The organism is Faunimonas sp. B44 (assembly GCF_052655945.1).
In genome coordinates, this window is sequence record NZ_JBQYEX010000001.1 from 308,619 (window position 1) to 319,754 (window position 11,136).

Below are 11,136 nucleotides of genomic sequence, written 5' to 3' on the forward strand. Positions count from 1 at the left end.
TCCGCGACGGATCGGCGGGGACATGGACGGCTTTCTGAATCTCGGCGGGTCACGATTCCGGGCGCTGCTGCGTGCGGCGGCGCTGCTCGCCTTTGCCTCAGCCGCCTTCCCCGCCCATGCGGAGGGGAACGGGCGCATTTCTGTGGTGGTCGCCGACGCCAGGGCGGGGGAGGGCACCGAGCCGCAAAGCGAGGATCTGGCGGTCCCCGATACCGAGCTCGGCCCGGTCTTCATGCTGTCGGTCGGCGGCAAGCTCTACGACGATTTGTGGAACGTGCTCGGACAATCCGTGCCCTCGGGCAGGAATTCCGCCTTTCCCGCCGGCGTGCAGATCAACCCGCGCGAGACCTGGCGCTGCGTCACCTGCCACGGCTGGGACTATCGCGGCGGGGAGGGCGAGCAGGCGCGGCGCCTGCCGGGCGCGCGCTTCCCGAGCCTCAGGGATCTCGACGGCGCCGATCCAGTCGTGGCCGGAGACCGCATCCGCGCAGCGCACGGCGCCTTCCTGACCGGATCGGTGCCGGAGCTCGCGATCGACATCTTGGGCGCGTTCCTCGCCACCGGGCAGACGGACGAGGCGGACTTCTTCGATGCTCGTGGCCGCTCGCTCGGCAATCCGGAGAGTGGGCGCGACATATTCGAGGGCGCCTGCATCAACTGCCACCAGATCGACGGAAGGCGATTCCTGCACGGCGAGGAGGGCGACCGGTCCTCGCTCGGCTGGGTCGTCCGCAACCGCCCCGAGCAGGCGCTCCACAAGATCATGAACGGCGTGCCGGCGACGGAGATGCTTGCGCTCCGCTTCATGGAGTACTGGCAGATCGCCGATCTCCTCGCCTATCTGCAGGCCCTCGACCCGGACGAGCGCTGACCTTTTCGCAGGGCGCAGCGCAGGGGCTTGCCGGACAAGCCTGCCTCTCCACGTTCCGACGGCAGCAGGAGAAAGCGATGCGCATCGAGAGCGACCTCAAGCTCGACTTCAAGGACGTCCTGATCCGGCCGAAGCGTTCCACGCTCGGAAGCCGGAGCGAGGTCGATGTCGACCGCGCCCTGAGGTTCCGGCACGCCGGTTCGGAATGGTCCGGCTTCCCGCTGATCGCCGCGAACATGGACGTGACCGGCACCTTCGCGATGGCGCGCGCGCTCGCCGGCTTCGGTGCCATGACGGCGCTACACAAGCACTATGCCGAGGCGGATCTCGCCGCCTTCTTCAGGGAGACGGAGGCCCGCAACGCCTTCTACTCGCTGGGGACCACGGATGCCGACCGCGAGAAGCTGAAGCGGGTCGCCGCCGCGACGCCGATCCGGATGATCTGCCTCGACGTGGCGAACGGCTACACGGAGAAGTTCGTCGAGCTCGTGTCCGAGATCCGGGCCGAGCATCCGGCCGCCGTCATCATGGCCGGCAACGTGGTCACGGGCGACATGACCGAGCAATTGATCCTGGCCGGCGCGGACCTCGTGAAGGTCGGCATCGGTCCGGGATCGGTCTGCACGACCCGTCGGATGACCGGCGTCGGCTATCCGCAGCTCTCCGCGATCATCGAATGCGCCGACGCCGCGCACGGCCTGGGCGGCCATGTCTGCGCCGACGGCGGCTGCACGGTGCCGGGCGACGTCGCCAAGGCGTACGGCGCGGGCGCCGACTTCGTGATGCTGGGCGGCATGCTCGCCGGGCACGACGAATGCGAGGGCGACATCCGCTACGAGGAGAGGGACGGCGCGCGCGTGCCGGTCGCGATGACGTTCTACGGAATGTCGTCAGACACCGCGATGCGGAAATATGCCGGCGGCGTCGCGCATTACCGCGCCTCCGAAGGCAAGACGGTCGAGGTCCCCTATCGCGGGCCGGTGTCCGAGACCATGCAGGAGATCATGGGGGGCGTGCGCAGCATGATGACCTATATCGGCGCCCGCAGGCTGAAGGAGGTGCCGAAGCGCACCACTTTCGTGCTCGTGGGCAGCCAGCTCAACACGGTCTTCGGCGGATGAGCGGCAGCGGGTTCGTCCATTCGGCCACCGACCTCGAGGCCTTCACCGACGCCGACGCCGCCGTTGGGCGGATTGCCGGCATCTACGACCGGAGCATCGCCGCGATCCGATCGGCCTTCGGCAGCCCGAACCGCGGCGGTTGCGGGCCGGTCGATGCGCCCTATCCCTATGTCGGCCTCTCGGTCGCGCGCGCGGAGCTCCACGTCGATGCCCGCCTCTCCTACGGGGTGCTGCTGGAGCCGGGCGATTACGGCACCACCCTGACCCGGCCGTCCCTCTTCGAGCGCTATTACCGGGAGCAGATCGGCCTTCTCTTGCAGCATCACCGCGTGCCGGTCCTCGTCGGCGCCAGCCGGCGGCAGATCCCGCTCCCCTTCGTGCTGGAGGAGAGCGTGACGGATGTCGGCGAGGAGGACGTGCGCGCGCTGCAGGAGCGGTTCGCGCTCCCCGACCTCAGCGCCACGGACGATTCCATCGCGAACGGGACGTTTCAGCGCCGCGACGGCGACCCCCGCCCCCTGGCGCTCTTCGACGGCGAGCGCGTCGACTACTCGCTCGCCCGGCTCGAGCACTATACCGGCACGCGCGTCGAGCACTTCCAGAGCTTCGTGCTCTTGACGAACTACCAGCGCTACGTCGAGGCCTTCGTTGAGTTCGGGCGGGAGCAGGTCGGCCGGAACGGCTATGTCGGCTTCGTAGAGCCCGGCAACGTCGTGACGCCGCTGCCGCGTGCCTCGGGCGGGCCGGGCCCGGAGACGCCGCGCTACCTGCCGCAGATGCCGGCCTATCATCTGAAGCGCGAGGATTGCGACGGCATCACGCTCATCAACATCGGCGTCGGGCCGAGCAACGCCAAGACGATCACCGACCACCTCGCGGTGCTCCGGCCGCATTGCTGGCTCATGCTCGGCCATTGCGCCGGCCTGAGACGGAGCCAGCTTCTCGGCGACTACGTCCTCGCCCACGGCTATGTCCGCGACGACCACGTGCTCGACCAGGACCTGCCGGTCTGGGTGCCGGTTCCCCCGATCGCGGAGGTCCAGGTGGCCTTGCAGGAGGCGACCGCGTCGGTCACCGGACTGCGCGGCCAGGACCTGAAGACGCGGCTGAGGACCGGCACGGTGGCCACCACCGACAACCGCAACTGGGAGCTCCGGTTCGACGAGCTGTTCGCCCGCCTGAACCTCAGCCGCGCGATCGCGGTCGACATGGAATCGGCGACGGTCGCGGCGAACGGGCTGCGCTTCCGTGTGCCCTACGGCACGCTCCTCTGCGTCTCCGACAAGCCGCTGCACGGCGAGCTGAAGCTCGGCGGGGTCGCGAACGCGTTCTACCGCGAGCGCGTCCGGCAGCACCTGATGGTCGGCCTGGAGACGATGCGGCTCCTGCGCGAGCAGGGCGTCGACCGCCTTCACTCCCGCAAGCTCCGCGGCTTCGACGAGCCCGCCTTCCGCTGACGTCTACGGGGTCCAGGCGAGGTACCATCCGAGGGCCCAGTCCCGGTACCAGCCGTAATCCGTCTGCGCCGTCCACCCGAAGGTCCAGGCCCAGTGCCAGCCGAGGAACCAGTCGAGGGACCATCCGTAGCTCCACACGCCGTGCCAGCCGAAGTCCCATGTCCACGACCAGGTGACGGCCCAGCCGACGTACCAGCCCGTCGACCAGCTCCACCAGCCGCCGCCCGGCACGAGGTGCCAGCCGTACTGCCAGCCTGAGCTCCAGAACCAGGGGGCGGCGACGTGCCATCCGAAATCCCAGTCGATGGTCCAGCCGTGCCACCAGCCGTACTGCCATCCGTAGAACCAGGCGAACCACCAGCCATGGGACCAGGTGCCGTACCAGCCGTAGCTCCACCCGGTCCCCGGCTCGACGTGCCAGCCGAGCGCCCAGTCGAAGCCCCAGCCCTCAACCCACCACCCGTACCAGCCGTAGACCGGGGCGAGCGACCAGCCGAGGGTCCAGGTCCCGTACCAGCTGTACGCCCACGTTCCGTAGAGCGACCAGCCCGGATGCCAGCCGAGGTTCCACGCCCACCAGCCGGCCGTCCAGCCCCAGTGCCCGCCGAAGTGCCAGCCGTAGGTCCAGGACGGTGAGGGAGAAGCGTACCAGCCGTGCGCCCAGCCGAGGTCCCACCCGAGCACCCATTGAGCGTACCAGCCATACTGCGAGGACGGCGTCCATTCGGCTGTCCAATCCGTATGCCACCCGTAGAACCAGTCGAGATGCCAGCCATAGGCCCAGGACCAGTGCGAGCGCGCTCCGTAAAGCGCCTGGATGCCCTCGATGTCGCTGGCCGTCGGTTCGAGCGTTGCCGCACTGTAGTACGGGTTCATGATCGACGGCTCGGCCGTGTAATGGGCGAGGCCGAGCGCGTGGCCGATCTCGTGCGTCGCGATCGCTTCGAAGCTGATCCTGCCGGCCGAAACCTGGTCGTTCGTGACGACCCAGTTCTCGGCCGTGTCGAACGCGATCTCGGCATAGAGGATGGTGCCGGACGAATTGAACGAGAAGGTCGTCTGGGCGAGGCTGCCGCCGGGTCCGTCTATTGCATCCCAGCCGAGGCGGATGTCGACCGACACCGAGTCGGCCCTCGCGACGAAGGCGATGTCGGCATGATAGGCCCACTGTGCGAAGGCCGACGCGACGGCGCCCTGGTAGGCGTCATTGAGCATACCGGTGAAGGAATAGTAGGAGGTGCTGCTGGCTATGCCGGCGAAGCTGTAGCTGACCGTTCCCCCGCCGGTGCCGTAGGTCGGGTCGTCGCCCCATTTCGGCCCGTAAAGCGCGTATCCCATTCACCCGTCCTGCACGCGGTCCGGCGCATCCGCCGGAATCGAACGTACAGAAACATGGCGCTCCGGGCCAAGCCGGCCACCCCCGGCCGTGAACGTGCGGGTCCGCTCCGCGGACGAGACGTGTCGCACCCTAAACCAGGTAGGGGAACGCCAGCACAAGGGTCGAGAGCGTCGTGAGCGCGACGAAGCCGAACGTGCGAAAAGCGAGATAGCGAAGCATGAGTGAGACCCCCGTTTCGCTGCTCCGTAGCAGCCGGGGGTTTCCGCGCGATTTCGGTTTGCGGCGCGAGGATGTCGGCCGTGTTTCAGCCGCGCCTCGTCGTGTTACGGCCTGTTTCGCCGCCGCGCCGCCGTCCCGGAAGGGCCGCCGGCGCCCGCTCGCGACCTATCCGCGGCCCTCCAGGATGTCCGCGAAGCGCGCGATCGTCCGCTGGTAGTTGCTCGAGCTGTTCCAGGTGGTGATGACCGCGAAATTGGGCTCGCCGGGATGCCAGCCGGCCCCCCGCCGCCAGCCGTGGGCGGCCAGGTAGTTCGCCGTCGAGGCGAGCACGTCGGCGGTGCTGTTGACGACGTCGATGCGGCCGTCGCCGTCGCCGTCGACGGCGAACTGCAGGTAGTTCGAAGCGAGAAACTGCGTCTGGCCGATCTCGCCGGCCCAGCCGCCGACCATCTGGTCGGGATGCATGCGACCGCGCTCCACGATCGTGAGCGCGGCGAGCAGCTCGTTCGTGAAGAAGGCCGACCGGCGGCAGTCATAGGCGAGCGTCGCCAGCGAGCGGATCGCCTTCTTGTTGCCCCGCACCGCGCCGTAATCGGTCTCCATTCCCCAGATCGCGACGAGGATGGAGCCGGGCACGCCGTAGCGCTGCTCGAGTTGGCGCAGGAGGGTCGCATGCTGCGTCATCCGCTTCTTGCCCTGCGAGACCCGCCCGGACGAGAGGCGCTGCTTCACGAAGGCCTCGTAGCTCATCTTGAACGGCTTCTGCGAGCGGTCGAGCTTGATGACGCCGCTGTCGTAGGTGACGCCGTCGAGCGCGGCGAGCGAACGCGACAGGCCCGCCGCCCGCGCCTCCTGCTTGAACGCCTCCTTCCAGGCCGGGAAGCCCGCGGCGTCGTTGCCGCAGGTGGCGGCCTGCGCCGTCCCGGCCGCAAGGCCGGCGAGGACCGCCAGGGCGGCGAAGGAAGAGCGAACGAATGTCATGCGGGATCCCTGTTCCAGAACGGCGCGCAGCGCCTGCGAGAATGGTCGCCGGACCGGGTTCCGCCCGTGCGGCGGGCCCGGCTCGGGCGGACGTGAATGCCTGAAGTGCCCCATTGGTTCACGGCGCGATCATGAGGATCGGTCTGGCAGCGTCAACCGGCCGCTCGAGCGTTCAGGCGGCCGGGCATGCGGCAGCCGCGCACGACCGGACACTTCTTCGGGAGGAGTGGCCCACGCGCGTCCTTGACCGGCCCCCGAGGCCCACATAGCGTCCCCCTGCCGGCCGGAGCCGAGGCCCCCGATGCGGGCCGTGCCGCCGGACACGAGCAGGAGTCCATCATGCCCTCCGGGGAAGCGCGCGCCACCAACAATCTCGAAGCCTTCTGGATGCCGTTCTCGGCGAACAGGCAATTCAAGAAGAAGCCGCGCATGCTCGTCGGCGCGGAGGGCATGTACTACCGCAACGCGGAGGGCCGCGAGCTCCTCGACGGGACGTCGGGGCTGTGGTGCGTGAACGCCGGGCATGGCCGGCGCCAGATCGCGGACGCCGTCCACCGGCAGCTGACCGAGCTCGACTATGCGCCGGCCTTCCAAATGGGGCATCCGAAGGCTTTCGAGCTCGCGGCGCGGCTCGTGGCGACCGCTCCGCAGGGTCTCGACCACGTCTTCTTCACCAATTCCGGCTCCGAATCCGTCGACACGGCGCTGAAGATCGCGCTCGCCTACCAGCGCGTGCGCGGCGAAGGCGGTCGCTTCCGCCTGATCGGCCGGGAGCGCGGCTATCACGGCGTGAATTTCGGCGGCATATCGGTCGGCGGCATCGTCTCGAACCGGAAGATGTTCGGCACGCTGCTCGCCGGTGTCGACCACATCCGCCACACGCACGACCCGGAGCGCAACGCCTTCGCGCGCGGCCAGCCGGAGCACGGGGCGGAGCTCGCCGACGACCTTGAGCGCCTCGTCGCGCTCCACGACGCCTCGACCATCGCCGCCGTGATCGTCGAGCCGGTGGCCGGCTCGACCGGGGTGCTCCTGCCCCCGAAGGGCTATCTCGAGCGGCTTCGCGCGATCTGCGACCGCCACGGCATCCTCCTCATCTTCGACGAGGTGATCACCGGTTTCGGACGGCTCGGCACCCCCTTCGCAGCGGACCGCTTCGGCGTCGTCCCGGACATCATGACCACCGCCAAGGGCATCACCAACGGCGTCATCCCGATGGGGGCCGTGTTCGTGACGGGGAAGATCTACGACGCCTTCATGAACGGCCCGGAGCATCTCATCGAGTTCTTCCACGGCTACACCTATTCGGGGAACCCGGTCTCCTGCGCGGCCGGGCTCGCGACCCTCGACATCTACCAGGAGGAGGGGCTCCTCACGCGCGCGGCCGAGCTCGAGGACCATTTCGCGGACGCCATCCATGCGCTCCGGGACCTGCCGCACGTGGTCGACATCCGCAACATGGGCCTGGTCGGCGCGATCGAGCTGGAGCCGATCCCGGGAGAGCCGACCAAGCGCGCCTTCACGGCCTTCATCGAGGCCTACGAGCGCGGCATCATGATCCGCACGACCGGCGACACGATCGCGCTCTCACCGCCGCTGATCATCAGCAGGGACGAGATCGACCGGCTGGTCGGGACCCTTGCGGAGATCATCAAGGGTCTGCCCTGACCGGGGCCCCGATCGCCGCGAGCGCGTCCAGATCCGGCAGGAGGACGACGCTCTCCTGCTCGTTCGGATCGGTGCGGGCGATCACCGCCGTGCAGGGCACGTCGGCGAGGTTGGCCGGCAGGTGCGGCACGCCGGCCGGGATGTAGAGCATCTCGCCGGCCTTCACGACGGCGTGCTCCTCCAGCCTGTCGCCGAACCAGGTGTGCGATTCGCCGCTCAGCACGTAGATCGCGGTCTCGTGGCTCTCGTGCAGATGAGCCTTGGCGCGCGCGCCGGGCGGGAGCGTGACGAGATGCATGCAGAGGCCGGTGGAGCCCACGGTCTCCTTCGCAACGCCCTCGACATAGGTGAGGCCTTGCTTGCCGTCATAGGCGTGGCCGGGGCGGACGACCCGGCATGTCGGTTTCGACGAGGCAGTCATGGTGCGCGCTCCTCTGGGCTTGTCTCGATCCAAGATAGAGCGAAGCGGCCGTCCGTTGGGAGGCGGGCCGGATGCGCATCGGAGGCTTACGGGTCGACCATCGGGGCCTGCGCCGGGGCGAGCATGCCAGGAGCGAGGTGCGTCAGCGCACCGTGCACGCCGACGACGCTGGCGGCAACGCGATGGCCGACATGCACCGCCTCGATCGGAGGATGGCCGAGGAGCCGCGCGGCGAGATAGCCGCCCCCGAAGGAATCGCCGGCCCCGGTCGTGTCGACCGGAGCGACGCCTGCCACGGGCGGGACATGCGCGATGCCGGCCGGGGTGAGCACGACCGCCGGCGCGGCGCCGTGCTTCACGACCACCTCCCTGGCCCCGAGCGTCGCGATCCGCTCCGCGCTCGCCTCGGGCCAGGCGTCGCCGAAGAGGTCGCGCTCGTCGTCGAAGGTCGGGAGCACGACGTCCGCCGTGGCGCAGGCCCCGCGGATCGCTGCGGCCGCCTCCGCGCGGCCCGCCCAGAGCGGGGGGCGGTAGTTCGTGTCGAAGGAGACGATCGCTCCTGCGGCGCGGGCCGCCGCAACAGAGGCGAGAAGGCGGGCCCGGCCGTCGGGGTCGAGGATCGCCAGCGTGACGGCGGAGAAGTGGAGCATGCGTGCGCCGGAGAGCGCGCGACCCAGCCAGTCGGTGTCCGCGGCGAGGAGCCGCGCCGCCGATTCGGCGCGCCAGTAGCTGAAGCTCCGCTCCGCGCCCTCCAGCGTGATCGCGTAGAGCCCGGGCCGGCGCTCGGGAATGGCGCGGATGCGGTCGGCGGCGATGCCGCTTTCGGCGAAGAAGCCGGTCATCCGCCGCGAGAAGGGATCGGTGCCGAGCGCCGTCACGTAGGCGACCGGCTCGGCGGAGGGCAGGAGCTGGCGGACGTACCAGGCCGTGTTGAACGTGTCTCCCGCGAAGCCCATGCGCCACAGGTCGCCGGCGCCGCCGGAAAGCTCGATCATGCATTCGCCGATCGCGGCGAAGGTTGCGGGGCGCATGGTGCCTCGTTCGCTGGAGCCGGATGATCGGCGCACGCGGCGCGTCTTTCAAGCCGCTGGAAACGGCCCTTCGCAACGCCCATATTCCGGGTCGGATCGCGGCTTTGCCGGACCGCGCCGCGTTCGATTGACAGGCCTCCGGCGAGGCCCTAAGGGGAGCGCGCACCTTGCCCAGGTGGCGGAATTGGTAGACGCGCAGGTTTCAGGTACCTGTGCCGCGAGGCGTGGAGGTTCGAGTCCTCTCCTGGGCACCATCAGCTCGCTGACGCGCTGATCCGCCGAGAAAACAAGCAGCACCATAGGTTTGAGGTCGCCTGAGTGATACACAAGGGCGGTCCGCATTGTGCTGGCGATGCCGCATCCGTTCCACCATCCCAAGACCAGCGTCTTCTGGCTTCGCAGGCGCGTGCAGACGACTTTGGTGGCCCTCGTCGGTAAGTGGGAAGAGCGGTACGGCCTGAAGACCCGCGAGCCGGCCGAAGAGAAGCGGCGCCATGCGGACGGGCTCGGAAGCCTGGAACGCCGCTGGGCCGAGCTTCGCGGCAGACCTGCCGAGCGGCCGGCTTCGATCCGCGCAAGCCAGGCAGGCTGACCGAGTACGGGCTCACCGGCGCAGCGTGGGCGTACCGGTACGGGCTGGATAAGCAGCGCGACAATCCGTCCGCACAGACGTTCTGGCGATCCGACCTATTCGACCGGATAGCGCCCGAGCCTCAAACTCCGCAGCTGGCTATGTTGGATGCGGCACTCACCGCCACCGCCCAGGACCTGTTCGACCGCATGGAGGCGGAGAAGCTGGTCGCGTGGTGCTTCGGTCATGCCGATGACGTCCTCGCCGTCCACGATCTGGACGTCGACGAACCGGGCCGTCCGAAGCTGGCCAAAGCCATCGCGGCGCAGGTGCAGCGAATTAGTCTGGCGCTGGAGCGGGAAGCCTAGGGGCAGGTCATCAGCTACGGAGCTGAAGGGCCGCCCGGCCATAAATTCCATTCATGCGCAAATAGGGTGCATTAATTGGACTTTTGGCCTCCCCCCGCGCAGGAATACCGAAACGCCGAAAGGGAGGAGACCTCGTGTCCTGGATAACGCTTGCTATACTTGCTACCCTAGGCGCCGCGTCAGTGAGCTCCGCTGCCGCCGACGTTCAACTCAACATGGGAGGTTCGACCACCTCTTCGGGGTACTTCCCCTATTTCAATGCGGTCGCAAATGCGATCTCCAGAGCGCATCCCGATGTGAACGTCACCGTTCTATCGACTGGCGGATCGGCAAAGAACCAGCAGCTGATGCTGCAGGGGCAGCTGAAGTTCGGCGTTACCTCACCCAACCTGATCCAGGAGGCAATTGACCAAGGTCGCGACGAAATTCGTGTCCTCTGGTGGATCGCGCCGGCGATCCAGAACATCATGGCGCTCAAGTCGGCCGGAATTGACAGTGTTTCGGATTTCGACGGCAAATGCTTTCACCCCGGCTCGACTGGCACGGTGGGCCAGCAGGTGATGATGCAGGTCTTGGACGCGATCGACGTGCATCCCGACCTCTATCTATCCGATTCTTCCTCGGCTCTGGACGCTCTGCGCAGGGGGTCCTGCCTTGGCCAGATGAAGGCAATCGGTAAGTCGCTCGATGGCGCCAGCCAAGAACTCAACGTGACCCAGCCGCTCTGGCCTGTGACATATACGGAAGAAGAACAGGCCAAGGTTAAGGCAGCAATTCCCTGGATCGGTTTCGTTCAAGTGCCGGAGGGTATTGTACACGGTGCGCCAAGCTACTACGCGCATGCGATTTGGCTCGGTGCAGTAGCCACGGCCGATCTGGACGAGACGACCGTCTACAAGATCATGGACGGGATGATGGCTGGCCTCGAGGAGCAGCGGGCAGTTCTTGACTACCTGGAGGATGTCGATCCGCTGCAGCAGACATTGGACAGCTCCGATATGAAACTGCACCGAGGTGCGGTTCAGTTCTACCGCGACCGGGGCTACCAGGTGCCCGACCGACTTCTGCCCCCCGAAATGGGGCTGTGAA

General features: G+C 68.0%; 11 protein-coding genes and 1 tRNA gene. 8 read left to right on the plus strand and 4 right to left on the minus strand.

Annotated features, from left to right (window positions below; genetic code table 11):
* Positions 1–22 precede the first annotated feature (22 nt).
* The 3 genes from ACUN0C_RS01445 to ACUN0C_RS01455 all read left to right on the plus strand — a co-directional run bounded on the left by ACUN0C_RS01445 (position 23) and on the right by ACUN0C_RS01455 (position 3,449).
* A complete protein-coding gene (locus ACUN0C_RS01445; protein WP_445464531.1) occupies positions 23–871 on the plus strand; it encodes a c-type cytochrome in 849 nt (282 codons plus the stop codon).
* Between the two features lie 77 nt (positions 872–948).
* Positions 949–1,992 carry a GMP reductase gene (locus ACUN0C_RS01450; RefSeq protein WP_445464532.1) on the plus strand — a complete coding sequence of 348 codons (1,044 nt, stop codon included), beginning with the start codon at positions 949–951 and terminating at the stop codon, positions 1,990–1,992.
* Complete coding sequence (locus ACUN0C_RS01455) at positions 1,989–3,449, plus strand: AMP nucleosidase (RefSeq protein ID WP_445464533.1); 1,461 nt, start codon at positions 1,989–1,991, stop codon at positions 3,447–3,449. The genes ACUN0C_RS01450 and ACUN0C_RS01455 overlap by 4 nt, the downstream gene beginning before the upstream one ends.
* Positions 3,450–3,452: 3 nt before the next feature.
* On the opposite strand, the gene ACUN0C_RS01460 is transcribed toward ACUN0C_RS01455, so the two are convergent.
* Both ACUN0C_RS01460 and ACUN0C_RS01465 read right to left on the minus strand, forming a co-directional pair.
* Positions 3,453–4,787 (minus strand): matrixin family metalloprotease, encoded by a 1,335-nt coding sequence (locus ACUN0C_RS01460; RefSeq protein ID WP_445464534.1) that lies wholly within the window; start codon positions 4,785–4,787, stop codon positions 3,453–3,455.
* 385 nt (positions 4,788–5,172) lie between these two features.
* Entirely contained in the window at positions 5,173–5,988 is an 816-nt protein-coding gene (locus tag ACUN0C_RS01465; RefSeq protein ID WP_445464535.1) for a lytic murein transglycosylase, read from the minus strand.
* A 339-nt stretch (positions 5,989–6,327) separates the two neighbouring features.
* On the opposite strand from ACUN0C_RS01465, the gene ACUN0C_RS01470 reads away from it, so the two are divergent.
* Complete coding sequence (locus ACUN0C_RS01470) at positions 6,328–7,656, plus strand: aspartate aminotransferase family protein (protein ID WP_445464536.1); 1,329 nt, start codon at positions 6,328–6,330, stop codon at positions 7,654–7,656.
* Here the strand turns inward: ACUN0C_RS01470 and ACUN0C_RS01475 are convergent.
* Together ACUN0C_RS01475 and ACUN0C_RS01480 are read right to left on the minus strand one after the other, a co-directional pair.
* Positions 7,640–8,077, minus strand: coding sequence for a cupin domain-containing protein (locus ACUN0C_RS01475; RefSeq protein ID WP_445464537.1), 438 nt, complete (start codon positions 8,075–8,077; stop codon positions 7,640–7,642). The genes ACUN0C_RS01470 and ACUN0C_RS01475 overlap by 17 nt on opposite strands.
* Positions 8,078–8,163: 86 nt before the next feature.
* Positions 8,164–9,108 carry a sugar kinase gene (locus ACUN0C_RS01480; protein ID WP_445464538.1) on the minus strand — a complete coding sequence of 315 codons (945 nt, stop codon included), beginning with the start codon at positions 9,106–9,108 and terminating at the stop codon, positions 8,164–8,166.
* A gap of 169 nt (positions 9,109–9,277) precedes the next feature.
* Between ACUN0C_RS01480 and ACUN0C_RS01485 the strand changes: the two genes are divergently transcribed.
* The 4 genes from ACUN0C_RS01485 to ACUN0C_RS01500 all read left to right on the plus strand — a co-directional run bounded on the left by ACUN0C_RS01485 (position 9,278) and on the right by ACUN0C_RS01500 (position 11,135).
* A tRNA-Leu gene (locus tag ACUN0C_RS01485) sits at positions 9,278–9,362 on the plus strand.
* 98 nt (positions 9,363–9,460) lie between these two features.
* Entirely contained in the window at positions 9,461–9,700 is a 240-nt protein-coding gene (locus ACUN0C_RS01490) for a DUF6538 domain-containing protein (protein WP_445464857.1), read from the plus strand.
* A gap of 143 nt (positions 9,701–9,843) precedes the next feature.
* Positions 9,844–10,047, plus strand: a complete 204-nt coding sequence (locus ACUN0C_RS01495) for a hypothetical protein (RefSeq protein WP_445464539.1) — start codon at positions 9,844–9,846, stop codon at positions 10,045–10,047.
* 134 nt (positions 10,048–10,181) lie between these two features.
* Positions 10,182–11,135: a TAXI family TRAP transporter solute-binding subunit gene (locus tag ACUN0C_RS01500; protein WP_445464540.1), complete on the plus strand. Its 954-nt coding sequence runs from the start codon at positions 10,182–10,184 to the stop codon at positions 11,133–11,135.
* Position 11,136 lies beyond the last annotated feature (1 nt).

What these genes read in the sequence shown, in the direction of transcription:
- ACUN0C_RS01445 (WP_445464531.1), top strand. Translation starts at nt 23, where the DNA reads ATGGACGGCTTTCTGAATCTCGGCGGGTCACGATTCCGGGCGCTGCTG.
- ACUN0C_RS01450 (WP_445464532.1), top strand. Translation starts at nt 949, where the DNA reads ATGCGCATCGAGAGCGACCTCAAGCTCGACTTCAAGGACGTCCTGATC.
- ACUN0C_RS01455 (WP_445464533.1), top strand. Translation starts at nt 1,989, where the DNA reads ATGAGCGGCAGCGGGTTCGTCCATTCGGCCACCGACCTCGAGGCCTTC.
- ACUN0C_RS01460 (WP_445464534.1), bottom strand. Translation starts at nt 4,787, where the DNA reads ATGGGATACGCGCTTTACGGGCCGAAATGGGGCGACGACCCGACCTAC.
- ACUN0C_RS01465 (WP_445464535.1), bottom strand. Translation starts at nt 5,988, where the DNA reads ATGACATTCGTTCGCTCTTCCTTCGCCGCCCTGGCGGTCCTCGCCGGC.
- ACUN0C_RS01470 (WP_445464536.1), top strand. Translation starts at nt 6,328, where the DNA reads ATGCCCTCCGGGGAAGCGCGCGCCACCAACAATCTCGAAGCCTTCTGG.
- ACUN0C_RS01475 (WP_445464537.1), bottom strand. Translation starts at nt 8,077, where the DNA reads ATGACTGCCTCGTCGAAACCGACATGCCGGGTCGTCCGCCCCGGCCAC.
- ACUN0C_RS01480 (WP_445464538.1), bottom strand. Translation starts at nt 9,108, where the DNA reads ATGCGCCCCGCAACCTTCGCCGCGATCGGCGAATGCATGATCGAGCTT.
- ACUN0C_RS01490 (WP_445464857.1), top strand. Translation starts at nt 9,461, where the DNA reads ATGCCGCATCCGTTCCACCATCCCAAGACCAGCGTCTTCTGGCTTCGC.